Here is a 22,975-nt window from a genome sequence, read left to right on the forward strand (position 1 = left end):
GCCCTCGCTCCTCAAGAAAAGGAAGTTTCTGCGTGACCTTTCATGACCGCGTCGACCCCGAGTGTCGGGCGCCCCTGGCGGCCATTACCCGTCTGTACGCCGCCGCCCCCTGGGATGCGGACCCCGTCCTCCGCCGGCGGGCCAGCGAAGATCAGCTCGCCGCCATGACCGCCGGCCTGCCCCCCGTCGAACAGGTGCGCTGGCAGGATCAGGTGATCCCCGGTCTGCCGGGGCAGCCGGACGCCACGGTCCGCAGCTACCATCCCCGGCAGGGGAAGGAACATCGTCCGGGGCTGCTGCTGATCCACGGGGGGGGCATGTGGGGCGGCAGCGTCGCCCACGAGCACCAATTCGCCGCGACCCTGTGCGAGCACCTTGGCGCGGTGGTCGTCTCGGTGGAGTATCGTCTGGCGCCGGAACACCCGTACCCGGCAGCGCTGCTGGACTGCTATGGCGCGCTGGTGTGGATGAGCGCGAACGCCGTCTCCCTCGGCGTCGACGCGCAGCGGCTGGGGGTGTGGGGAGGCAGCGCGGGCGGTGGGCTGGCGCTGGCCGTCGCCCTGATGGCCCGCGATCAGGGCGGCCCCCGGCTGTGTCAGGTCATGGCGCTGTACCCGATGATCGACGACCGCAACGACACCCCCTCCGCCCGCGCGTTCGGTGAGCTCGGGCCGATCTGGGACGGAGCGAAGAACGCCGAGGCGTGGGCCTGGTACCTCGGCGGGCAACAGCCCGATGCCTACGCGGCCCCCGCGCGCGCGGAGCACCTGAGGGATCTGCCGCCGACCTTCATCGACGTGGGTGAACTCGACGTGTTCCGCGACGAGGACATCGGGTTCGCCCTTCGCCTGATGCAGGCGGGCGTTCCGACCGAACTGCACGTGTACCCTGGCGCGTTTCACGCCTCGGAATTCCTGGCCCCGGACGCTGCACTCAGCCGGCGCATCATCCACACGCGCCTGGAGGTGATGCACCGGGCATTGCATCCTGCGGCTCCGCAGGACGCGCTTGATCAGGCCAGGATGGCAATTCCCGCGCCCGAGTCCACAGCGGCTCACGCGGTGTTGCCGGACACCCGGTAAGCAGGCGGCCGGACCGCTCCGGGACAAGAGGAGGACGCGCGACATCCTCGATGATTCCGAATCCGTGGTGCCACAGCCGCCGGAGCGCATCGCGGTGGACAGCGACACCGTCCGGTGGACGCGGCCCCTCTCGGTGGTGCTGGGCCTTGTGGTGGCGTGAGCGGTGGGCGCCCTCGGCCCACCTGCCTCCGTGCCCGCCCCGGCGGCGCGGCTGGAGGGGAATTGTGCCTGCTCAGCCGCGCAACGGGGCGCTCCCGCTCCTCCCCCGCTCCGCTTCTTCCGCCACCCAAGTCCGCCGGACCGCAGTGACCGAGGCGAGTCGCCGAGCAGCCCAGCCGTTCACGGGCGTTCCCCGAAGGCACCCCCCAATGGGTGCGACGGCGGCGCACCCCACCGGACCGGTCCAGTAGACTGCACAGCATCAACGTGCCCGCCTCCCTCCCGCTCGCGACCACCGCCATTGCGCAGGCCATGCTCCAGGCCTCGCTGGACGGCATAGTGGCCATCGATCAGGACAATCTGGTGGTGGAGTGGAATTCGGCCGCCGAGCGGATGTTCGGGTTTCCTCGCGCGGAAGTGCTGGGGCAGCCGCTCAGCACCCTGATCATTCCCCCAGCGTACCGGACCGCCCACGAGCACGGCATGAAGCGCTATGTCGCCACGCGGGTCCCGCATCTGGTGAATCACCGGGTCCAGACGGTGGCCCAGCGGCGCGGCGGGGAAATCTTCCCGTGTGAAATCGTGTTCCACCCGCTGGACTTCGAGGGCCGGACCTACTTCGCCGCTTACATCCGGGACCTCACCGAGCAGCGGCGCATCGATCAGGAGCGTGACCAGCTGGCCCAGGTGGCCGAGGCCAGCACCGACTTCATCGCGTTCTCGGACCTCGACAACCGCCTGCTGTACATCAACACGGCGGGCCGCCGCCTGGTCGGGTACGAGGGCAGGATTCCCGAACAGGCGACGCTGGCTGACCTGGTGCATCCGGAGGACCAGGACCTGCTCATTCAGCAGGCGTGGCCCGCGGTGCGCGCCACCGGCCACTGGCAGGGCGAGATGCGCCTGCTTCACCAGGGCACCGGCGAAGCGATCGACGTGCACCGCACCATCTTCACGGTGCGCGACCCGGCCACGGGCGCGCCGGTCGGCTTCGCGACCGTCACCAGGGACATCCGCGAGATCAAACGGGCCGAGCGCGAACGCCAGGCCTGGCAGGCGAGCCTGGAAGCGCAGGTCGCGGAACGGACGCTGGAACTCACCGACCTGAACGCAGAACTGGACGCCTTCAGCTCCAGCGTCTCGCATGATCTGCGCACACCCATCCGCCACATCAGCGGCTTCGCGGGCCTGCTGCGGCGCGCCCTGGCGCAGGACGACCACGAGAAGAGCGCCGCCTACCTGCAGGTGATCGAACAGGCGGCGGGCCAGATGGACGCGCTGGTGGAGTCGCTGCTGACCCTGGCCCGGCAGGCCCGCGAGCCGCTGCGCCGGTCGCCGGTGAACCTCGCACGCGTGATCACCCGGCTGCAAGCCGAGCTGCAGCCGGATCTGGGAGGGCGGCAGGTGCACTGGACGGTGGGGACCCTGCCGGTGGTCCAGGGGGACGAGACGCTGCTGCATCAGGTGCTGAGCAACCTGCTGCAGAACGCCCTGAAGTACAGCCGGCAGCGTCCCGTCTCCACCATTGGGATTCAGGCGCGCCTCCAGGAGACGGAATGGGTGATTGAGGTGCGAGACAACGGGGTCGGCTTCGATCCGCAGGACGCGGGCAAGCTGTTCGGGGTGTTCCAGCGGCTGCATCCGGCCAGTGAGTTCGAGGGGGTCGGCGTCGGCCTCGCCACCGCGCAGCGCATCGTGACGCGCCACGGTGGCCGGATCTGGGCCACGGCAGTTCCCGGCGAGGGCGCGACCTTCAGCTTCACCCTGCCCGCCTGAATCAGCGAAGCCGCGCCGCCCACCAGGATCACGCTTCAGCTGACCGTTTCGCTCGTGCTGCCGATCCGCACGTCTGGCAGGTCCGGCAGGGTGTACGAATGCGCCATGTGCGGCATTTCCAGCGACTCGTGCCCGCGGCTCTCGATCCGCCCGCCCGCGAAACGGGCCACGCTGGTCAACGTCAGCTCCCAGCAGCGCCGCTGCGCCGCGTGCACGCCCAGGATGTACGCCAGCCGGTCGAAGGCCGAGTTGGTCCGCATCAGCGATTCGACCTGCAGCACCATCCGGCCGGGCTGCTCGCCCGGATACACCCGGAAATCGGAGGTGCCCGCGTCCGGATGAAGTCGCAGCGTGCGCGCACGGAACCCCAACGCGTCGACGTGCTCGATCACCACGCGACCCCGCCGGACCCCGACCATCTGAATCCACAGCCGGTCGCCCTGCCGCACCGGCGGCACCGGATGGTCCAACCCACGGAACCACGCGAGCCACTTCGGCGCGTGGTCCGCCAGGTGATCGCGCCACTCGGTTGCCACGTCCTCCGGGGCACGGGTGGCACCTTCAATGTCCACCCAGTACCGCCGGCGGGTCAGGGGACCCACGCCATCCTCGGGCGTCGACGGCCGCAACGGGTCCGCCGGCCCTTTCACGATCAACACGGTCAGCGCTGCCGAAAGTCCAGCGGTCAACAGTTTCAGGAAACGCGGAAACACGAAATCACCTCACAGATGACGCGAGTCCTCAGCGCCTTGGTCGAGAACGGGTTGACGGAAAATAGACCGGCCCGGCGTGGTGCCGGTGTGCCCCAGTCCGCGGCTCTTGCCCGTTCCATCACACGAGTCCAGCGACCCGACTCCTCAGCGCAGGCTAGGGCAGAGAAGCGCACCGTGGTTGAGCTGCACGTGCAGGCGCGTTCAGAGAAGGTTGGTCTGCCCGTGAGAAATTGAGCAGCGCATGAGGGAAGTGCACGGGACCGGAGCCACATCCGTCCGTGGGTTCCAGAGGCGCTTTGGCCCTCGTTTCAGGCCACCGGCGGGATCAGCTTTCCCGCTTTGACGGCCCGTCCGGGCCACGTGCCCCGCGTGCTCCCCCGGTCCGAGCTCATCCTCGTTCGCGAAGAGCTCCTTTTCTCATGGGCCATGGAAGCACACGCGGCCAGCAAGCCTGGGAGGGGCCGCTGCGACGGAACACGCCGGGTCGGTTCTGGGTGTCCCGGAGGTCAGGCACAGCCCACCGGGCCTCGGCCTTCACCCCGCTCGACCGACCAGCCAGCGAAGCGCGGACCTTCAGCGTCTGCAGAGCGTTGCGTTTAGCACTGGACCTGAGGCAGGTCAGGTGATAGGGCAAAGGGACGACCGGCGTTCCCCGCCCCGCTGCTTTGGCCACCACCGGCCGCTGAATCAAGGAGTGTTGACATGCCCAGTAAACTCGATCAATTGCGAGAGATATCCACCGTCGTGGCCGACACCGGCGACCTGAACGCCATCAAGCAGTTCCGGCCACGCGACTGCACCACCAACCCCTCCCTGATTCTCAAGGCCGCCCAGCAGGAGGAATCCGCCGAACTCGTCCGTGACGTGGTCCTGGCCTCCCGCGCGGCCGGCGACAGCATCGAACGGACGCTCGACAAGCTGGCGGTGCGGTTCGGCACGGAGCTCGCGCGTCTGGTGCCCGGTCATGTCTCGACCGAGGTGAACGCGCAGTTGTCCTTCGATGTGGAGGGCATGGTTCAGAAGGCGCAGTCGCTGATCGCCCTGTACGACCAACAAGGCATCGGGCGCGACCGGATCCTGATCAAGCTCGCCGCCACCTGGGAAGGCATTCAGGCCGCCCGCCAGCTGGAGCAGCAGGGGATCCACTGCAACCTCACGCTGGTCTTCTCGATGGAGCAGGCGGTCGCGTGCGGCGAGGCGGGCGTGTTCCTGATCTCACCGTTCGTGGGACGCATCACGGACTGGTACAAGAAAGCCGAGGGCCGCGACAGCTACCCGGTGGAGGACGACCCTGGGGTGCAGTCGGTGAAGCGCATCTACGCGCACTTCAAACAGCAGGGCTTCCAGACGGTGATCATGGGGGCGTCCTTCCGCAGCGCCGCTCAGGTCGAGGCGCTCGCCGGCTGCGACCGCCTGACCGTCAGTGCCGCCCTGCTGGGGGAGCTCGACAAGGATCAGGGTGTCCTGACCCGGCAGCTCTCCCCCGAGGCGTTCCACTCGGCCGAGCACACGCCGCCCGTGAGCCAGGCGACCTTTCTGTGGGCCCTGATCGTGAACCAGATGGCGGGCGAGAAGCTCCACGAGGGCCTGCGGCAGTTTCACGTGGATTACCTCAAACTCCGGGACCTGGTGGAACAGCTCGACGCGGGCGAGCGCGACGTCCAGGGTGCCGCGGCCAAGGCGGACCAGGCATGACCCGCATGGTTCAGAGTCCAGGCCGTCCAGGCCGGAATCCAGCGCCAACTCCACGGATGTCGCCCATAGGCCGGCTCCGACCCAGCGCGCCTGCCCTCCTTCACCCACAATGGATGTGTGCCGGCGACGTGCCGGGGACAGGACGGTCCGCATGAGTCTCCCCGCTCCTGCACGCCGGGTGCTGCTGCTCAAAAACCCGAAATCAGGCCAGGGCAACGCCGACGTCGACGCCTTCACAGCGATGCTCCAGACCCGCGGCTATGAGGTCACGGAACGTCTGCTGGACGACCCGGAGCGCAACGCGGAACACGTGCGGGACGCGCGCGAGTATCAGGCGCTGGTGGTGGCGGGCGGGGACGGCACCGTCAGCTCGATCGCCTACGAGGCCCGCGAGATGAACGTCCCGCTGCTCGCCTTTCCTGCAGGAACGGCGAACCTGATTGCCCAGAATCTGAATCTCCCGACCACGCCGGACGCCCTGGCGGACGTGCTCGACGGCGGAAACATCCTCAGGACCGACCTGGCCGAACTGCGTTCCGGCGACCTCACGTGGGGCTTCACCCTGATGGCTGGCGCAGGGATCGACGCCGCCATGATCAAGGACAGCGAGGAGCTCAAGCCGCGTTTTGGCGCGATGGCGTATCTGCTCAGCGCGCTCAAGCAGTTCACGCCACAGCAGGTCAATTTTCGTCTGGAACTCGACGGGAAGCTCATCGAGACCCGAGGCATCTCGGTGATGTTCGCCAACTTCGGGATGGCCAATTTTCGCCTGCCGGTGGCCAGCGGCATCGACCCCTCGGACGGGCGGCTGGCCGTCATTGTGTTGAAGGGGCTGACGCCGCTCAGCCTGCTCCCCACCCTGATCGACAGTGTACGCAGCCGCCTGAATCTGGGTGACCCCATGTTCGAGGACCGGCTGGAGCTCTACGAATGCCGGGAGGCGACCCTGATGGCCGACCAACAGCTTCCCCTCCAGTACGATGGCGAACTTCAGGACGCGGCCCTTCCAGCCAGCGTGCGCGTCTTGCCGGGTGCGGCGCGGTTTTTGACCCAGGGAACGCACGAGGACCTGACCACCTGAAGACGGCCGTTAAAGGCTGAGACACTCAACGAACATCCCAGTGCACCCACGAGATCCGCTCATGGCACGCGTCGGGGCGCGTTGCCCATGGTGCTGCTCGCCTGTTCACCGGCAGCACCAGCACCTCGCCCGGCACCGGATGGGATTCGGCGAGCTCCTTGGCCTGCTCGCCCTCGCTGGCGATGACCTGAGCAGCGATCGCTCCTTCAGCGAGTTGGCGGGCCTTTCCCGTTCCGCTCCGACAGCCGTCGAAACAGGCGCGACGACCGTTGAGCGGAACGGTCCAGAGCAACACCCGGCCGAGCAGGCGCAGAACCAGCGGGAGCAGGCCGCCACGTCGTGGGTGGGCGCGTATGATCAGGCATGGACCACCTCCCCTCCCTGACCCTGCGCCAGATCCGAGCGCAGGGGCTCGCCGACCGGCGGGTCGTGCTGGCCGCACGGGAGCACGTGGGCATGGCGGGCCTCGAGCAGACCGCGGCCCTGGAGCGCATCGTGGCGGTGGGGCGCAGCCAGCCGGGCATCAGCCGGGCGCTGGAGCAGATCGCGCAGAGCCTGCAGGCGCCCGAAACCGGCACCGTGCAGCTCGATACCGACGAGCTGCTGGAGGCCAGCCGCGAGCAGCTCGAGATGGTGCGGCAGGTCGAGCAGGTGGTGACGCTGGCGCTGCAGGCCGTCACGTCGACCCCGGTCGACCAGATCAGCGTGGAGGTGCTGGGGGAGATCAACCAGAGTGCCCAGGCCCAGCTGGTCACGCTCGAACGGTTGATTCATGACGTGCAGCAGCGCAGCCAATCCCAGGCGCAGATCGACCTGCTCGAGGACGTCAATGCGCAGGTGCATGAAGAGATTGAGGCGATCGAAGTCCGGGAAGCGACCGGGCAGCTGGAGTCGTTGCGCCTGGTGAGTCAGCAGGCGGTGGCCCAGATGGCCGCCCTGTCGCAGGCGCCCAGCCAGCAGCAGATCACGGCCCTGAATGACCTGGCGGACGCGGCGCGGGCCCAGGCCGACGCGCTGAGCGCGCAGGCGGCAGATGGGCAGGAGACGGAGCCATGAGCGGACACCGCATGGCGTTGACACCCGCTGCATACCGGGGTAGAGTAGAGAAATCAAGGCGACCTGCGGGTCGGCTTTTTTTTTGCTGTGGAGGGGCACCAGCGTGGAGGCGCCATGCTCCGGTCCCTGGACCCCCGGTCGTCCACCGGCAGGAGCGCCGGGCCCGCTGACGCGCGACCGGCTCCACACCAACGCCGCACGGCTTCACCGAAGGTCAGAGCCGCTCCATGACTCCGTCCTGGGGATGGGCGTGAACCGGTCCCCGCTCCCGGCCACCGGCCTTACGGAGGTCCTGCCTTCAGGAACTGACGCTGCTGGGCCACCACCTGCCGCATGGCCGGGCGGGCGTCCCGGCTGAAGTACGGGAAGTTGGTGAACCCGTGCGGCATGGAGGGGTAGGCGTCCAGCACCACCGGGACGCCCGCCGCGCGCAGCACCTCGGCATACCGCACACCGTCGTCGTGCAGCGGGTCGTACCCGGCCACCTGAATCAGCGCGGGGGGCAGCCCCTCGTGGCTCGGGGCGCGCAGGGGCGAGATCCGCCAGTCGGTGTTCGGGGTCCCTTCGGGGAGGTAGAAGCGCTCGTAGGCCTGCATGTCCGCGCGGGTCAGGATGATCTGATGGGTGTGCGTGCGGCGCGACTCCGACTCGAAGCCCAGGTCGGTGGCCGGGTAGATCAGCGCCTGATGGTGAATGGCCGGGCCGCCCTGGTCGCGGGCGAGCAGGCAGACCACCGCCGCGAGGTTGCCGCCGGCACTCTCCCCCATCACCCCGATCCGGCCTTCGGCGCCGAGCGAGGCCATGTTCGCGGCACTCCACGTCAGGACATCGAAGCAGTCCTCGACCGCGGCCGGGAAGGGATGGGCCGGTGCCAGGCGGTACCCCACCGAGACCACCACGGCGTCCAGGTCGGCCGCGACCGTGCTGCTCATCCAGTCGGCCATGTTCAGCTCCCCCTGAGCCCACCCGCCCCCGTGAAATGCCAGGACCAGCGGTCTGGGCGCACGGGCAGGACGCTCCGGGGTGTAGACGCGCACCGGGATCGGGCCGGCACGCCCCGGCACGGTCCGGTCCTCCCGACGCACCCCGCGCCGGGGCCAGCCGGTGATCAGGCGGAACATCAGCCCCGAGTGCGGGGTGCTGGACCGCTCGATCAGCTCCTCGGGGGTGATGTCGGACATGGACGGGCCGGGCGCCCGTTGAAGCAGGGTGCCGATCAGCTTCATCCGGGAATCCAGCGGGGGAAGCGTGTGGTCCGGGAGCGGCTCGGGACGCCGCCGGGCCGGGCGGAGCAGGCGATACGCGGCGGCCCCGAGCAGGACCAGCAGGCCGGCCCGGAGGAGGCGACGGGCACGCCGCCGTTCAGCAGGAGGTGGGTTCATGGGACTCCTTGTGGAGAGGGACGGGCACCGGACCACCGGACCGGCCGTGGCCCTGGCCGCGACTCCCGGATCATCATGGCCCATCCGGGTCCAGGGGTGGCCGCTTGATTGATGGAAGTACAACATATAGTATCCACTGGTGCTTTCACGGTGAAAGCCTCCGCAGGAATTGAGGGAAGTCCGGTCACGCCCCCACGGGGTTCAGTCCGGCACAGTCGCGCTACGGTTTCAGTCCGAACGCTCGCCTCGCGGAATACCACGTCTCGCGTGCCCTCGCGTCAAGGGCGTCAGGTGGATGCATGCTGCGCAACTAAACCTGCTTTGAACGTGTCCTGAACTGGGCGCGTCTTTTTTATGACGTGGAGCACGCGGGAGCCCCCGCGTGCGGCCGTGCCCTTGTGCCGCTGTGTCTGGAGCCGATGTGATGACCGAACCGAGTGACCCTCCCGCTGTGCCTCACGGGCCCCATGCAGCTGGTCTTTGAGTCCCTGACCGGCAACGTCCGCCGCCTGGCCGGCCGGGTGGCGCGGCAGGCCGGCCTGCCGGACGCGCTGGACCTGCGGCACGCCGTGCCACAGGGGGACTACCTGCTGCTGACCTACACCTTCCAGCGCGGCACGGTGCCCGGCGCCACCAGCGCCTTTCTCGCCCGGCACAGCGCGGGCCTGCGCGGGGTGGTCGCCAGCGGCTCGTACCACTGGGGCGACACCTTCGCGCGCGCCGCGGACCTGATCGCCGCCCACTATCACGTGCCGGTCGTGGCGAAGGTCAACAAGGCCGGCAGCGACGCGGATGTCGCCCGGATCGTCCGGTGGGTGCAGGCCCACCACCGCCCTTCTCTCTCACCCGACATGCTGGAGGCCGCATGGACCCCTGGATCGAACTGAACAACAAGGTGCTGGCCGGCGCCACCGTGGACACCCGGCACGACCTCGACGCCCTGCAGGTGTACTTCCGGGACCGCGTCAACCCGAACACGGCCGTGTTCGGCAGCCTGGACGAGAAAATCAGGAGCCTCACCGAGCAGGGCATCTGGGACGGCAGCGTCTTCGAGCGGTACACGCCCGCGGAGGTGCAGGCGGTCTTCGATGAGGCGGACGCCCAGCAGTTCCGCTTCCGCTCGTTCATGGGCGCCTACAAGTTCTACAGCGAGTACGCCACCATGACGCCCGACCGGTCCCGCTGGCTGGAGCGCTACGAGGACCGCATGGCCATCACCGCCCTGGCCCGCGCGGACTCCGGCCGGGAGGCGCTGGAACTGGTGCATCACCTGGTGAACCAGACCTTCACCCCGGCGACCCCCACCCTGATGAACAGCGGGAAGGCCAACACCGGCCGGCTGGTGAGCTGCTTTCTGCTGCAGGACTGCACCGACAACCTCGACTCGATCACCAAGACGCTGAGCTTCGTGGCGGAGCTCAGCAAGGGGGGCGGCGGCATCGGGGTGGACGTCAGCAACCTGCGCGCCCGCGGCGAGAGCCTGCGCGGCATCCAGAACGTCACCAAGGGCGTGATGGGCGTCGCGAAGATGCTGGACAACATGCTGCGCTACGCCGACCAGGCGGGCCAGCGGCCGGGGGCGGGCGCCATCTACCTGAGCGTCATGCACGCGGACTTCCTGGACACCCTCAACGCCAAGAAGATCGCCACCGATGAGGACGCGCGCCTCAAGACGCTCAGCGTGGGCGCGACCATCCCCGACGTGTTCATGGACAAGGTGCGCGCGGGCGAGGACATCTACCAGTTCTACCCGCACTCGCTGTGGCAGGAGACCGGGCAGGCCTTCACCAGCATCGACTGGACGCGCGACTATCAGGCGCTGGCCGACAACCCGCGCATCCGCAAGAAGCGCGTGTCGGCCCGCCGGGTGCTGGAGGACATCGCCATCACCCAGGGCGAGAGCGGGTACCCTTACCTGCTGTTCGAGGGCAACGCCAACCGCGCGAACCCGCTGCCCAACGTGGGCAGCATCAAGATGAGCAACCTGTGCAGCGAGATCCTGCAGCCGACCCTGCCCAGCACCTTTCACGCGTACGGGCAGGAGCACCGCGACGTGATCGGCCTGGACGTGTCGTGCAACCTGGCGTCGCTGGTGATCGAGCAGACCGTGGCGAGCGGCGACATCGGGCGGGTGGTGCGCTCGGCCGTGCGGCTGCTCGACAACGTGGCCCGCTCCACCAGCGTGCACGAGGTGCCGGCCGTCAAGAAAGCCAACGAGCAGATGCGCTCCATCGGCCTGGGCGCGATGGGCCTGCATTCGTTCCTGGCGGCGAACGAACTGATGTACGGCAGTCCCGAGGCGCTGGAGTTCGTGGACGTGTTCTTCGCCGCCGCGCATTATCACGCCCGCAAGACCAGCATGGAGATCGCCCGCGACACCGGCTTCGTGTTCGCGGGCTTCGAGGGCAGCCGCTACCACAGCGGCGAGCACTTCCAGCAGTACCTGGAGCAGGACTTCCTGCCGAAGACCCCGGAGGTGGCCCGGCTGTTTCACGGCCACGTGCTGCCCACCCGCGCGGACTGGCAGCAGCTGGTGCAGGACATCCAACAGTTCGGCCTGGCGCACTCGTTCGTGATGGCGGTCGCGCCCACCGGCAGCATCAGCTACGTCTCGCACGCCAGCGCCAGCATCATGCCGATCACCGAGAAAGTCGAGACGCGCACCAGCAACAAGGCGCGCACCATCTATCCGATGCCGCACCTGAACGAGACCACCGAGTGGTACTACGAGGAGGCCTACGACCTGGACCAGCGGCGGGTGCTGGACACGGTGGCGGCCGCCCAGCGGCACGTGGACCAGGGCATCAGCTGCACCCTGTTCGTGCCGGGCACCGTCACCACCCGCACGCTGCAGCGCTACTACCTCTACGCCTACCGCCTGGGCCTCAAGACGCTGTACTACACCCGCCTGCGCAAGACCAGCGTGCAGGACTGCCTCAGCTGCGTGGTGTGACGGCCCCGCCCGAAAGGAATTCCATGTCACAGCCGTTTTCCGCCACCAACTGGTCCGACCCCGAAGATCACTTCTCGGCGACCTTCTACGAGAACTACACCGCCCAGCTGTGGTTCCCCGACGAACTGCCGCTCACCAACGACGCGCTGGCGTGGCAGCAGCTCAGCGAGCCGGAGCGCTGGACCTACATCCACGCCTCGGCGGGCCTCAATGCGCTCGACACCCTGCAGGGCGAGGTGGGGATGCCCACCCTGCGCGGGCTGGTCCACGGTCACATCCGCAAGGCCACCCTGCAGTTCCAGGGGATGATGGAGGACATTCACGCGCGCAGCTACAGCCTGATGAACAAGACCTTCCTGACCACCAGCCAGGAGCGCGAGGTGTTCGAGTGGGTACAGGCCCAGCCGCAGCTGCAGTTCAAGATCCAGGTGATCGAGGGCATCTTCGCGGACCCCGACCGGTCCGGCCTGGGCCTGTGGAAGAAGCTGGTGGTGTCGTGCATGCTCGAGACGGCGCTGTTCTACAGCGGCTTCTTCTACCCGCTGTACCTGGCCGGGCAGGGCCGCATGACGTCGGCCGGGGAGCTGTTCAACCTGATCATCCGCGACGAGGCGCTGCACGGCGTGTACGTGGCCCTGCTGGCCCAGGAACAGTACGCCGCGCTGAGCGGGCCGGAGCAGGCCAGCGCGCGGGCGTGGTACCAGCAGACGCTGCAGACCCTGTACCGTAACGAGCTGGCATACACGGACGTGCTGTACGCCGGCCTCGGCCTGCAGGCCGAGGTGGAGCGCTTCATCCGCTTCAACTTCAACGTGCTGGCCGACAACCTCGACCTGGAGCGCCCCTTTCCCGACGAGGCCATCCACCCGGTGGTGCACAACGGCATCCAGACGCAGGGGACCACCCACGACTTCTTCAGCGCCAAGGGCAGCAGCTACGCGCGGATCGGCGTGGAAGCGCTGACCGACGACGACGTTGCCGCGCTGTGGTCCGGCGGCTTCCCCGAGGACAGCCCCCCGGCGGGGCGCCCATGACGGACCGGCCCTTCGTGCTGCTCACCCAGGACCACTGCCCAGCCTGCGAGCGCCTGGAACGCATGCTCAGCGGCCCCCTGAAAGGGCAGTTCACCCCGCAGATCGAGGTGGTGCATCGCCAGCGGGATCCCGAGGAATTCGAGCACCTCACCCGGCTCCACGCCGTCCGGTCAACCCCGACCCTGCTGCACCGCCCGAGCGCGGCGCTGCTGCACCCGACCGGCCTGAGCGAGGTGCACCGGTTCTTCCAGACGCGGCTGAACGGGGAAGAGACCGGCACGGTCTGAGGAGCCGGTGCGGCGCGTGGCAGCGGCGGTGCCGGGGCGCGGACGACGCTCGGGTCGCGCTCCCGCCCAGGGTGACCGCTTCCGGAGCGCCCACCCCCGGTGGTCCCTCCGGGCGGCCCACCCCGCCCGGAGGCTTACGGCGGGGGCTCCTTTCTGACGGCAACGCGCCGCAGGAGCTCGCTCCGCTGCAGGGCTTCCCTCGTCTCCCGCTCAAGCCGGTCGGCTTCGTCCAGCTGGCCCGCCTCCCGGAGGTGTTTGCCGAGGTGCTCCAGCAGCATCACCTGCTCCTCGAGCGCGCGCACGGTCGACCACAGCGAGTCCTCGACCATCTGCCGGACGCCGGACATCAGCGTGCTGGACGTGAAGGAGTGCCCGGTGTGGCAGCGGAAGCGCGTGTGCGCGCCCTCCTTGAGCTGCACCATCACCCCGTGACATTCCGGGCAGGTGAACGGAGAGAGCGGGCCCTGATTCAGGATGCCCGCCCCGAAGGCGTTGTCCTCGGCCGCGATGCCCAGCTCCAGCTCCACCCGCCGACGTTCCGCGTCGTCCATCCGCTCTCCCCCCTCCCTGGCGCCCAGGGTGTTCACCCAGCCGCTGAGCCGGGCCCCCATCTCCCGCACCGGCAGAATGTCGTCCACCTCGACCAGCCGGATGGCGCTGAGTGGCATGTCGGGGTACGTGGCCTCCTCGGGGTGCTGCACAATGGCCGTTCCCGCGAACTGCTTGATGGCCCACAGGCCAGACGTGCCGTCGTCCTGCATGCCGGACAGCAGCACGCCCGCCACGTGCCCGCCGTGCGTATAGGCGGCCGAGCGGAACAGCACGTCGATGCTGGGCCGCGAGCGGTTTTCCCTCGGGCCGCGCGACAGCTGCAGCCGGTCGGGACCCACCAGCAGGTGGTGGTCGGGGGGCGCCACGTACACCTGGCCGGCCTGCACCGGCTCGCCGTCCACGGCCGCCCTGGCGGGCAGCGGTCCGGCGCTGTGCAGCAGTTCAGGCAGCAGGCTCGGCTGATCCGGGGGCAGGTGGATCACGACCAGCACGGCCGCCGGGAAGTCGCCGGGCAGGTCCGCCACCAGCCGCATCAGGCCGTCCAGCGCGCCGGCGGAACCGCCGATCACCACCAGGGGTATCGGAGGGGGGCGCGGCATGTCAGGGCCGCTCCGTGGGGTTCCTGGGCAGGCTGAACCAGAAGCTGGCGCCCTCGCCGACTTTTCCCTCGGCCCACACCCGCCCGCCGTGCCGGTGGATCACCCGCCGGACCAGCGCCAGGCCCACCCCGGTGCCTTCAAAGTCCTCCTGGCGGTGCAGCCGCTGAAACATCCCGAACAGCCGCTGCTTGTGGCGCCCATCGAACCCCACCCCGTTGTCCCGCACCCCGACCACGACCTCGCGCTCGGTCTCGCACCCGTGCACGCCGATGCGTGCCGGCGTCCGGCCACGCGTGAATTTGAGCGCGTTGCCCAGCAGGTTCGCAAACACCAGCCGCAGCGCCAGACTGTCGCCCTCCACCACCGGCAGCGCCTCGGCCGTGAGCTGGACGTCGCGGCCCTCCAGCTCCGCCGCAAGGTCCTTGAGGACTTCCTTCAGCACCCGGTCCAGCTGAACCGCCTGAAAGCGCATGCGGCCCTGGCCCGCCCGGAAGAAGTTCAGCAGCGCCTCCAGCTGCTGCTCCATGCGGTCCACCGAGTGCTCGACGTGCTGCACGTACCGTGCCTGCTGCGGCTCGAGCGGCTGGAACTGCTCCGCGAGGCGGTCCGTGAAGCTGCGGATGTGCCGCAGGGGGGTCATCAGGTCATGCGTCACGCCGGACACGAAGGTCTCCAGTTCCGCGGTGAGTTCCTGGATGTGACGGGTCCGCTGCTCCACGCGCGCTTCCAGCGTCGCATTGAACCGCCGCACCTCGTCTTGAGCCTGACGTTGCAGGGTGATGTCGGTGAGGATCAGCCAGGCGGTGCGGCGCCGGTCAGCCGTCACGACCACCTCCCCCTGCAGCTGGGCCGCGAACCGGGTCCCGTTGGCGCCCACCAGCCAGAGCTCGACCGACTGGCGTTCGCCCCGGTCGAGCAGGCGCCGCAGGAACAGCGCGAAGGTGCCGACCTCCTCCGGCGCGAGAAAGGCGGACAGCCGCCGACGCAGCAGCCCCGGCCGCTCCACGCCGAGCATCCGGCACACGGTGAGGTTGGCGCGGCACACGCCGCCCGTCTCGTCCAGCGTCAGGTACCCGACCGGAGCGTCATCGAACAGCTCCTGGTAATCGTGGCTGGTCTGCTCCAGCGCGGCGTTGACGCGGCTCAATTCTTCGTTCTGAAGGCGCAGCTCGATCTGATGAACCAGCAGCTCGTGCTGTTCCCGCTGGAGTTGCTGCAGCAACGCCACGGGATCGCCGGGCGTCGGCGTCGCTCCGGCAGGCCCCTGGCCGTGCAGCTCCTGCTCTGCCTGAACACGCAACGCGCGGGTCGGTTCGGCTTCTCTGTTCACGCTGCCTCCCACCGTCCATCGTCCGGCTTCCCACGCGGGGAGCGAACGCTTCGGGGTCCATCGTCACGTGAGGCTCGGGGTCATCGGGCGACGTCCGGAACGAGCGATCTGTACAGTGGAGGGGCCTCAACCGCGATAGTATCTCGGAACTCGCCGGCCGAGAATCATCATCGAGGGTCTATGAAGGCCCCGGCGCCCACGGCCGGCTGGTCCACCTCTCCGACCCCTCAAGGACGCGCCCATGGAAGACGAACAGCCGCTCTCGGACCCCTCCACCCCTCAGGCGGCGCCGTCCCACACCGAGCCGCCGATGCCCACGGCCACCGTGGGCATCGGCGGCTCGGCGGGCGCCCTCGACGGCTACGAGCGGTTCTTCCTGAGCCTGCCGGACGGGAGCGGCATGGCGTTCGTGGTGGTGCCGCACCTCGACCCGGATCACCACGGCCTGATGCCGCACATTCTGGAACGGTGCACCACCATGCCCGTCACGCAGATCGAGGACGGGCAGGCGGTGCTCCCCAACCGGGTGTACGTAGTGCCGCCCGGACACAGCCTGACGGTGATGAACGGCGTCCTGCTGCTCGACGACCTGGACGCGGCGAACGGCAAGGTCATCGACCACTTCTTCGAGTCGCTCGCCGCCGATCAGGGGGTGCGGGCGGTCGGCGTGGTCCTGTCGGGCATGGGCAACGACGGCACCCGCGGCGTTCAGGCGCTCAAAGAACACTTCGGACTGGTGCTGGTGCAGGACCCGCAGTCGGCCGAGTACCCCTCGATGCCGCGCAGCGCGGCCGCCACCCAGCTCGCCGACGAGGTGCTGCCCGCCGAGGACCTGGCCCCGCGACTGTACACCCTGGTGACGCGCAGGCAGTCGCTGCGCCTGGAGGACCTGTCGCCGGCCGACACCCAGGCGGGCGTCCCACTCCAGAAGATCCTGCGCGTGGTGCGCATGCGCACCGGCCATGACTTCAGCCGGTACAAGAGCGGCACGCTGGTGCGCCGCATCGACCGCCGCATGAAAACCCACCGCATCGACGACATCACCCAGTACGTGCGGCTGGTGCAGGACTCGCCGGAAGAGGTGCAGGCCCTGTTTCAGGACTTCACCATCAACGTCACCAGCTTCTTCCGGGACGCGGAGGCCTTCGAGGAGCTCAAGGCGCAGCTGCGCAGCTATATTCCCACGCACAAGCACGACGGTGACGTCCTGCGGGTGTGGGTGGCCGGCTGTTCGACCGGGGAAGAGGCGTACTCGGTGGCCATTGTGCTGCACGAACTGATGGAGGAACTGAAGGACAGCTGGGTCTTCCGGGTGCAGGTGTTCGCCACGGACATCGACGCGGAGGCGATCGAGAAGGCGCGCTCCGCGCAGTACCCTCGGGAGATCGAATACATCGTTTCTCCCGAGCGGCTGCGCCACGCCTTCCGGGAAACGGCCAGCGGGTACGCGGTGCGCCCGGAGATCCGCAACCTGGTGACCTTCGCCCTGCACAACACCTTCGGGGACCCGCCGTTCACGCGCCTGGACCTGCTGTGCTGCCGCAACCTGCTGATCTACCTGTCGCCGCCGCTGCAGGCCGAGATCATGTCGGTGTTTCACTTCGCGCTGCGTCCGGGGGGCCTGCTGTTCCTGGGCGCGAGTGAAACGGCCGGAGTGGAGCGCGAGCGCTTCCGGTCCCTCAACCTGCGGTGGAAAATCTACCAGCGCGGCCATGGAGACCCGGGGGCCTGGCCGGTGGAGCAGGGCCACAGCACCGGCACCCTTCCGCTCCCCCCGGCCCGGAGCCCGCTCCCGCCGGCGCGGCCATCCAGACACAACGAGACGGCACAGATCGCCCAGGGGCTGCTGCTCGCGCACCACGCGCCACCCGCCGTGATGATCAACGACGCCGGCGACATCCTGTTCGTCCACGGCCCCACCGCCCGCTACCTGGAACTGCCGGCCGGGACGACGCTCACCAACGTCTTCGAGATGGCCCGCAGCAGCCTGCGCTACGAACTGCCGGTGGCGGTGCGCCAGGCGGTCACGGAACGCCGCGAGGTGCGCCTTGCCAGCGTGCCGGTCGAGGCGGACGGCGTGGTGTGGAGCGTGGACGTCACCGTGCGCCCGGTGCCGGGCAACGCCTCCGGCCTGCTGATGATCGAGTTCCAGGAACGCTCCGACGGACGGTCCGGTCCGCTGGCCGCCGAGCAGACCGACCCGGTCGTGACGCTGCAGCGCGAACTGCAGCACAGCAAAGAGACGCTGCAGGCCACCATCGAGGAGATGGGCGTGTCGATGGAGGAGCTGCGCAGCACCAACGAGGAGTTGCAGAGCACCAACGAGGAGCTGCAGAGCACCAACGAGGAGCTCACCACCTCCAAGGAAGAGCTGCAGTCGCTCAATGAGGAACTCACCACCATCAACGCCGAGTACCAGCGGGTGATTCACGACCTCGCGCAGGCCAACGACGACCTGAAGAACCTGCTGGACAGCGCGGGCATCGTGACGGTGTTCCTCGACAACGACCTGAAGATCAAGCGCTTCACGTCGCGCATCTCGCAGGTGATCAACCTGATGCCGGTGGACATCGGCCGCCCCATCACGGACATCAGCGTCAACCTTCAGTACGAGTTCCTCACCCGTGACCTCACCCGCGTGCTGGACACCCTGGAGATTGTGGAGGTGCAGGTGCAGACGCTGAGTGGGCAGTGGTACCTGATGCGCGTCAGCCCCTACCGCACGTCCGACAACTACATCGACGGCGTGGTGGTGGCGTTCACCGATATCACGGTGGTCCGGGCGCTGGAGCAGCAGCTGCGGCACACGGCGGCGTATGCCGAACGGGTGCTGAACAGCCTTCACGACCCCCTGCTGATCTTCGACACCCACCTGAAGGTCGTGGCGGCCAACCGCGCCCTGCTCACCCTGCTGCAGGCCACCATGGCGCAGGTGATGGGCGAGCGCGTGTATGATCTCGGCAACTTCGCGCTGGACACGCCGGACCTGATCCGGCTGCTGCAGGACGTGGTGGTCACCGAGGAAGCCACCGTGAATCAGGTGCTCACCCTCGACCTGCCCGAACTGGGCCAGTGCCAGGTCAAGGTGGAAGTGGATCCGATTCCCGTGGATGAGCCGGGCACGGCCCTGTTCCTGCTCAAGCTCGAGGACGTGACGGCCCTGCTGCGCCGCGCGGCGCAGGAAGGCGCGGCGTTCAGCGGAGACGCGAACGATTCCGGCAGCCCCTGAGCCGCCCGGTCATCCGGGCGACGGTTCCTCGTCGCTCAGCGCGGTGTGGGTGAGCACCAGCTGATGCAGCGCCCTGGCCCGCTGCTCCATGACCTGCGCCTGGGCGCGCAGCGCGAGCGCCCGCGCCTTCGGCAACGGCTGGCCGAGGCGTCCGAGCAGCAGGAAGCTTTCTTCCATCACCCGTTGCGTCTGGTAGAACTTGTCTTCGATGGCGTCGGACAGCTCCGCCAGCAGGGCGTGGGCCGTGTAGGCGTGGCCGGTGTGGCAGCGGAAGCGCAGCCCCCCACCCTCCTCAAGCTGCACCATCGTGCCGTGGCACTCCGGGCAGGTGAACGGGGTGTACGGTCCGAGCTGGCTCACACTCGCCGGGGAACGGGGGCCGTCAGCGGCGATCTGCACTTCCAGGGCGAGGCGGTTCTGGTCGTCCATGTTCAGTGTGGGGTCGTCGAATGCGTGCGCCCGAACCAGCTGGTCGAGCAGCGCGCCCAACTCCCCGGCCACACCCTGATGGTCGACCTCGACCTGCTCGAGGGCGTGGCGGGGCATCGGGTCGAAGGCGGCGTCTTCGGGGGCCTGCACCACCGCCACCCCCCCCACGCGCTTGATGTGCCACAGCCCCGACACCCCGTCGTCGAGCACCCCGGACAGCACCACCCCGATCACGCGGGGCGCGCGGGTGTGCGCCGCGGAGCGGAACAGCGCGTCCACCGACGGCCGGAAGCGGCTCTCCTTGGGGCCTTTTTTCACCCCCAGCGTGTCGCCGTCGACGAGCAGGTGGTGGTCCGGCGGCGCCACATAGATGCAGCCGGGGCGGATGGTCTCTCCGTCGTGCGGATGGTGGGCCGGCAGCGGCCCGGCGCGGCTGAGAATCTCCGGCAGGCTGCTGTGGCTGGAGGCGTGCAGGTGCAGCACGACACACAGGGCTGCCGGAAAATCGGCGGGCAGTCCAGCAACCAGCGCCTGAAGCGCTTCAATGCCTCCAGCCGACGCGCCGACAACGACCATGGGATCCGCAGCCATGGGGCTATTGTGACGCGATCTGACGGCACTGGAGGCGATGAGCGGCACCGGTGTCAGCCGCGGCGGGCGACCGTGGCGTCTCCCCCGGCTGCCGAGATCACCGCGTGACTCCGTTTCAGGCACACTTCACTGGTCGCCAACAGGCCGGCACTCTGCCGGATCAGGACGTCCACCTCGGCAAGGTCGCGGCGGTACTGCAGAATCAGGCGGCGAAACTCGTCGAGCTGAGCATGGACGGTGCCGTTCGCACCATCGTGCATCCCGGACGGGCGCGGGGGGTCGGGGGTCATGGGCAGCTCCGGCGCAAGGACGCAGGACGTGTTCAGGAGACCCGGTCACGCTGCTCAGCACAGGCATGGTCTTCGGGAACGAACGAACCGCCGCAGCTCCAGGACTGCCACAGCTACCTCAACGTGTGAGGTGCCCGGCCGGACAGGAGGTCCAAGACCGAGGTGCCCCGAGTATGCGCCCTGTTCGGCGGCGCGTGGTGTGGCGGAGATGGAAGCGCCCACCGGGAACGTCGGCTCAGGTGAAACGAATCGTTGTGCAGAACGGGCCCCGGAGGCTGCACCGGTCCCACCGATCTCACGGTCGACGCGTCATCCGACCCAGCCACTCGGCCAGGGTGCGGCCAGGCATCCGGCGGGCCTGGTAACGCCCAGGTGGACGCATTCCACCTGGGCGCGAATCCTTCCTGCCGGCCGGCCCCCGTGACCAGCCTCCACCGCTCCGGGTTACTTCACCTGCACCAGATCCAGGTGGGCGTTCTCGGCCGGGGGCCGGACGCTGGGCCGGGCACCGGGGGCGTCGGTGGTGCTGTACACGTCCACCAGGTCGCCCGAGTCGACCTTGCCGTTGTGGTTGAGGTCCTGGATGGCGCTCAGCGCGTAGGCCCGGTCCTCGAGTGCCGGGAAGCTGAAGGTCCCGTCGGTGCCGCTGCCGGTCACCGCCTGAAGTTTGGTGGCGGGGCTGGCGCAGGTGGGGTCCTCCACGTAACAGGCCACGATCAGCGTCCCCGCGACCGACTGGCCCTGGGGGGCCGTCACGCTGCCGCGAATGCCGATTTTCGGGTAGGTCCTGGCCGGCTTGTCGGTGCGGTAGAACGCGTCCGGCGCGCCTGACCCGTCCTCGAGCTGCGTGAACAGCGCCTCCTTGCCGTAATCGTCCACGCTCAGCGCCCAGCGGCGCACCGAGGGCGTGACCGGCTCGTGCTTGACCGGGCCGTTGCACACGGTCGACTGCACGTCGCCCTGACTGGGCGTGAAGGTCATCTTGGCGCTGTCGAAGGTCACGCGGCCGGATTCGGTGCTGAGGATCTTGCTCTGGCACGAGCCGCTCCCCACCGCCAGCAGGCCGGTGTACTGGTACGTGCCGTCGGCGTGGAGCTTGAGGATGAAGCTGCTGCCGGTCGCGCCCTGCCACGCGCCGCTGTTCGGATCGTAGTACCCGATGGGCGATGCCTCACCCGCCTGCCAGATGCCCAGCAGATCGGCCGGCACGGAGCTGGTCCCGCCGCCGTTGCCGCCATTCCCGTTCCCGTTGCCGCCATTGCCGGTGCCTCCGGTGCCACCGCCGGGGGGCGTGGTGCCGCCGCACGAGGCGAGCATGGCGCAGAGGAGCGACGTGGCGATCAGCTGGGTCATCTTCTTGTTCATGGGCGTCTCCTGTGGTCGTTCAGAACCGAACGAGCTTGAGAGCACAGTAGAAGCGCGAGCATGGCTGGGGGATGGCAGCTGCAGAATGCCGCTGTGAGGCTGTCGCCCGGCTCAGTGACGGCCAACCCCGGTATTTTGATGGGGGTGACTCAGAGGGTCTGCCGGCGGGTATGATCGGCCTTCACGGACCTGCACCCCCTGGAATTCAGGGAGCAGCGCCGAGGCGTGACCACCTCACGGAACACAGGTTGGCCAGAGACTCTCCATGAGCCTTCGAATCGCAGACACCTCCCCACGGGAGTGCGACAGGCGCGGGGGATGGACAGCAGCGTCACACTCTCAACGCAGCTCAGATTTGCCTCGATCATCGCCCTGCCATGCACCTCCCGCCTCCCTCTGAGGATGGGAGGTGTGCACGACTGCACGGCGCTCCCTTCAACAGATAGAGTGGGCAGTGTTCCGTGCGCCAACGCTGAGCTCGCGTGAGCGCCGACAGGTGTATCATGGCCAACCCCATCTGCGCGCTTCTGAGTTAAGCCCGATTGAGCTGTCACACGGCCTGGCCGGCAAGAGCGTCCATGCACGCCGGCTTCGCCCTTGTTGTTCTGCGCCGCCCGTTGGGGCGACGCTGGAGGTGTTATGCCCACGGTCCATGCCCCGGATTTCCTCAACAATTTGATGGACCTGCTCCGAGAGACGTTTGAAGGGACGGGCGGTCAAGGCAGCCATTACATCGATGGACGAGGCCACGGAAGTGTCTTCGAAACCCTGGAGGGTCTGGATCATGCGCTCGCGTCCACGCCCCTAAGCCCAGGGGGAGCCACGATCGCCGCCCACACGGAACATACCCGCTACTACATTCAGATCCTCCGCCGGTTCATCGCGCAGGAAGAAGATGTGCGGCCCGACTGGCCGGGAAGCTGGCAGACCCGGACGGTCACCGCCGAGGAATGGAGCAACCTCCAGCGGGCGATTCGAGATGAGTACGCCGCCGCCATGGCGCACCTTTCCCGGATTGAGGTGTGGGACGACGAGCCCATCGGTGGCTTTTTGAGCATCCTGGCTCACAGTGCCTATCACCTGGGGGCGATCCGGCTCCTCGCGGTCACCCTCCGCCCTCAGTAGGGCAACATTCGCATCGGGCTGCTTCCTGCAGGAGGCAGCCCGATGGCTGGTGCCAGGGACTGAGTTGCAGGTTAATCTCCTGTGAACAACCGAGGGCCTCAGTATCCCGGCGCTCCACGGGTCCCTCTCCGTCCACGATCGTCGTTTATCAAGGACCTACTCGTGAATTTGGCGCGGATTCACTCGGGCGAAGACAGAGGACATATAACGTTCCCCCTTCGAGTTAAAGAGCATCACGCATACCTAC

Annotated in this window: 19 protein-coding genes; 11 read left to right on the forward strand and 8 right to left on the reverse strand. The window is 68.4% G+C overall.

The window, feature by feature from the left end:
* The first annotated feature begins 32 nt into the window (after positions 1 to 32).
* Both ABOD76_RS07895 and ABOD76_RS07900 read left to right on the forward strand, forming a co-directional pair.
* Entirely contained in the window at positions 33 to 1,082 is a 1,050-nt protein-coding gene (locus ABOD76_RS07895; RefSeq protein WP_350244264.1) for an alpha/beta hydrolase, read from the forward strand.
* 426 nt (positions 1,083 to 1,508) lie between these two features.
* Positions 1,509 to 3,017 (forward strand): sensor histidine kinase, encoded by a 1,509-nt coding sequence (locus ABOD76_RS07900; RefSeq protein ID WP_350244265.1) that lies wholly within the window; start codon positions 1,509 to 1,511, stop codon positions 3,015 to 3,017.
* A 35-nt stretch (positions 3,018 to 3,052) separates the two neighbouring features.
* On the opposite strand, the gene ABOD76_RS07905 is transcribed toward ABOD76_RS07900, so the two are convergent.
* Positions 3,053 to 3,619 carry a DUF1990 family protein gene (locus ABOD76_RS07905; protein ID WP_350244266.1) on the reverse strand — a complete coding sequence of 189 codons (567 nt, stop codon included), beginning with the start codon at positions 3,617 to 3,619 and terminating at the stop codon, positions 3,053 to 3,055.
* An 813-nt stretch (positions 3,620 to 4,432) separates the two neighbouring features.
* On the opposite strand from ABOD76_RS07905, the gene tal reads away from it, so the two are divergent.
* Positions 4,433 to 5,425 carry a transaldolase gene (tal, locus tag ABOD76_RS07910; protein ID WP_350244267.1) on the forward strand — a complete coding sequence of 331 codons (993 nt, stop codon included), beginning with the start codon at positions 4,433 to 4,435 and terminating at the stop codon, positions 5,423 to 5,425.
* 151 nt (positions 5,426 to 5,576) lie between these two features.
* The gene (locus ABOD76_RS07915) at positions 5,577 to 6,506 is read left to right on the forward strand and encodes a diacylglycerol/lipid kinase family protein (RefSeq protein WP_350244268.1); all 930 of its coding nucleotides are present in this window, start codon (positions 5,577 to 5,579) and stop codon (positions 6,504 to 6,506) included.
* 25 nt (positions 6,507 to 6,531) lie between these two features.
* On the opposite strand, the gene ABOD76_RS07920 is transcribed toward ABOD76_RS07915, so the two are convergent.
* On the reverse strand, positions 6,532 to 6,801 hold the full coding sequence (locus tag ABOD76_RS07920) for a hypothetical protein (RefSeq protein WP_350244269.1): 270 nt from the start codon (positions 6,799 to 6,801) through the stop codon (positions 6,532 to 6,534).
* 68 nt (positions 6,802 to 6,869) lie between these two features.
* Here ABOD76_RS07920 and ABOD76_RS07925 point away from each other — a divergent pair, with 68 nt between their 5' ends.
* A complete protein-coding gene (locus ABOD76_RS07925; RefSeq protein ID WP_350244270.1) occupies positions 6,870 to 7,562 on the forward strand; it encodes a hypothetical protein in 693 nt (230 codons plus the stop codon).
* Positions 7,563 to 7,843: 281 nt separating this feature from the next.
* Here the strand turns inward: ABOD76_RS07925 and ABOD76_RS07930 are convergent, their stop codons facing one another.
* Positions 7,844 to 8,944 carry an alpha/beta hydrolase gene (locus tag ABOD76_RS07930; RefSeq protein WP_350244271.1) on the reverse strand — a complete coding sequence of 367 codons (1,101 nt, stop codon included), beginning with the start codon at positions 8,942 to 8,944 and terminating at the stop codon, positions 7,844 to 7,846.
* Between the two features lie 467 nt (positions 8,945 to 9,411).
* Between ABOD76_RS07930 and ABOD76_RS07935 the strand changes: the two genes are divergently transcribed.
* The 4 genes from ABOD76_RS07935 to ABOD76_RS07950 are packed head-to-tail and all read left to right on the forward strand — an operon-like array spanning position 9,412 to position 13,218.
* On the forward strand, positions 9,412 to 9,831 hold the full coding sequence (locus ABOD76_RS07935) for a class Ib ribonucleoside-diphosphate reductase assembly flavoprotein NrdI (protein ID WP_350244272.1): 420 nt from the start codon (positions 9,412 to 9,414) through the stop codon (positions 9,829 to 9,831).
* Positions 9,810 to 11,897 carry a class 1b ribonucleoside-diphosphate reductase subunit alpha gene (nrdE, locus tag ABOD76_RS07940; RefSeq protein ID WP_350244273.1) on the forward strand — a complete coding sequence of 696 codons (2,088 nt, stop codon included), beginning with the start codon at positions 9,810 to 9,812 and terminating at the stop codon, positions 11,895 to 11,897. Before ABOD76_RS07935 ends, nrdE begins: the two co-directional genes overlap by 22 nt.
* 23 nt (positions 11,898 to 11,920) lie before the next feature.
* Complete coding sequence (locus ABOD76_RS07945; RefSeq protein WP_350244274.1) at positions 11,921 to 12,931, forward strand: ribonucleotide-diphosphate reductase subunit beta; 1,011 nt, start codon at positions 11,921 to 11,923, stop codon at positions 12,929 to 12,931.
* Entirely contained in the window at positions 12,928 to 13,218 is a 291-nt protein-coding gene (locus tag ABOD76_RS07950; protein WP_350244275.1) for a thioredoxin, read from the forward strand. Before ABOD76_RS07945 ends, ABOD76_RS07950 begins: the two co-directional genes overlap by 4 nt.
* Before the next feature lie 134 nt (positions 13,219 to 13,352).
* Here the strand turns inward: ABOD76_RS07950 and ABOD76_RS07955 are convergent, their stop codons facing one another.
* The gene (locus tag ABOD76_RS07955) at positions 13,353 to 14,369 is read right to left on the reverse strand and encodes a chemotaxis protein CheB (protein ID WP_350244276.1); all 1,017 of its coding nucleotides are present in this window, start codon (positions 14,367 to 14,369) and stop codon (positions 13,353 to 13,355) included.
* Between the two features lies 1 nt (position 14,370).
* Positions 14,371 to 15,699 (reverse strand): sensor histidine kinase, encoded by a 1,329-nt coding sequence (locus ABOD76_RS07960; RefSeq protein WP_350244277.1) that lies wholly within the window; start codon positions 15,697 to 15,699, stop codon positions 14,371 to 14,373.
* A 241-nt stretch (positions 15,700 to 15,940) separates the two neighbouring features.
* Between ABOD76_RS07960 and ABOD76_RS07965 the strand changes: the two genes are divergently transcribed.
* Positions 15,941 to 18,928, forward strand: coding sequence for a chemotaxis protein CheB (locus ABOD76_RS07965; protein WP_350244278.1), 2,988 nt, complete (start codon positions 15,941 to 15,943; stop codon positions 18,926 to 18,928).
* A gap of 9 nt (positions 18,929 to 18,937) precedes the next feature.
* Here the strand turns inward: ABOD76_RS07965 and ABOD76_RS07970 are convergent, their stop codons facing one another.
* From ABOD76_RS07970 to ABOD76_RS07980, 3 genes are all read right to left on the reverse strand, one after another.
* Positions 18,938 to 19,948 carry a chemotaxis protein CheB gene (locus tag ABOD76_RS07970; RefSeq protein ID WP_350244280.1) on the reverse strand — a complete coding sequence of 337 codons (1,011 nt, stop codon included), beginning with the start codon at positions 19,946 to 19,948 and terminating at the stop codon, positions 18,938 to 18,940.
* 53 nt (positions 19,949 to 20,001) lie between these two features.
* On the reverse strand, positions 20,002 to 20,238 hold the full coding sequence (locus ABOD76_RS07975; protein ID WP_350244281.1) for a hypothetical protein: 237 nt from the start codon (positions 20,236 to 20,238) through the stop codon (positions 20,002 to 20,004).
* A 444-nt stretch (positions 20,239 to 20,682) separates the two neighbouring features.
* Positions 20,683 to 21,603, reverse strand: coding sequence for a hypothetical protein (locus tag ABOD76_RS07980; RefSeq protein ID WP_350244282.1), 921 nt, complete (start codon positions 21,601 to 21,603; stop codon positions 20,683 to 20,685).
* Positions 21,604 to 22,242: 639 nt separating this feature from the next.
* On the opposite strand from ABOD76_RS07980, the gene ABOD76_RS07985 reads away from it, so the two are divergent.
* Positions 22,243 to 22,728 carry a DinB family protein gene (locus tag ABOD76_RS07985; protein WP_350244283.1) on the forward strand — a complete coding sequence of 162 codons (486 nt, stop codon included), beginning with the start codon at positions 22,243 to 22,245 and terminating at the stop codon, positions 22,726 to 22,728.
* Positions 22,729 to 22,975 lie beyond the last annotated feature (247 nt).

Source organism: Deinococcus sonorensis KR-87 (assembly GCF_040256395.1).
Classification (GTDB): Bacteria; Deinococcota; Deinococci; order Deinococcales; family Deinococcaceae; genus Deinococcus; species Deinococcus sonorensis.